The organism is Oleiphilus sp. HI0061, from assembly GCF_001635675.1.
In genome coordinates this window covers 1-978 of the sequence record NZ_LWFE01000193.1, presented here as the reverse complement: position 1 = coordinate 978, position 978 = coordinate 1, and the positions used below count along the sequence as shown (strand labels likewise).

The 978-nt window shown below is 44.1% G+C and carries 1 protein-coding gene; it reads right to left on the bottom strand.

Translation table 11 applies throughout. The features are described from left to right. The coding region (locus tag A3735_RS02285) for a serine/threonine-protein kinase (RefSeq protein WP_197485609.1) at positions 1–930 on the bottom strand (930 nt) is incomplete at its 3' end. Positions 931–978: the final 48 nt, after the last annotated feature.

The window sequence follows — 978 nt, the reverse complement described above, 5'->3', positions numbered from 1 at the left end:
CTCCTGAAGCGGCAAAAGCTCGGACAAGACAGACTCAACGCTTTGCGGTCTCTGTTCTCGGCGACGTGACAGCATGCGACCAACTATTTGCTGAATATCAACGGGTAATTTAATGAATATCTGGGTCTTAACCAGGTTGCCATCCTTAAATGCTGGAGGAACCCCCGTTAATGCATGATAAAAAATTGCGCCAAGCGAAAAAATATCAGATAACTCGTCCTTTCGATCATCAGCATCTCCATACCAGTTACCATCTCGCTCTTTGACACGATAATGCTCATCCAAACCAAAGTCTGTCAATTTAACCTGGAAATCTGAAGTCAACAAAACATTGCTAGGACGCAAATTGCCATGGCAAACCCTATTTTGATGCGCAAACGCCAAACCTCTACAAATTTGAACCGCCGTATTCAAAAACATCTGCATTCCCATAGGTTCAATCAAGCGGTCCTGCAGACTGCCACCCGAGACATATTCCATAACAACAATGAATACACTATCGTTCTTGGATGTTCCTAGAATATTAACCAGATTCGGATGCTTCAAACTGTGAAGCATTTTTGCCTCACGATACCCCGTAAAAGTAGAGGTACGCTTCTTAATTACCAGAAGCTTGTGAGAGGACTTATCTTCATACAAATAAACCGCGCCAAATTTGTCTTCCTGCATAACATCAAGTAAGCCAAATTTTTGCTGAATAGAGGCTAAGCCTTCTCCTGCCCGATTCACTTGTTCCTCAGCAATATGCTGACCTTTCATCGCCAAAAGCAACTGAGTCCGGACCTGCTCTACAGACTGAGGACGTTCAGCAGGGTCAACAGCAAGACACTGATGAATAAGGTTTTCAAGGGCTGGAGTTATATTGGCATCAATCTGAGCCATTGGAGGCGCATTGGGTAGTGGCAAGGTACTGGTGAATAATTCATACATCACCACTCCCAGCGAATAAACGTCACTCAAAGTAGAGGTAAAGGCGAT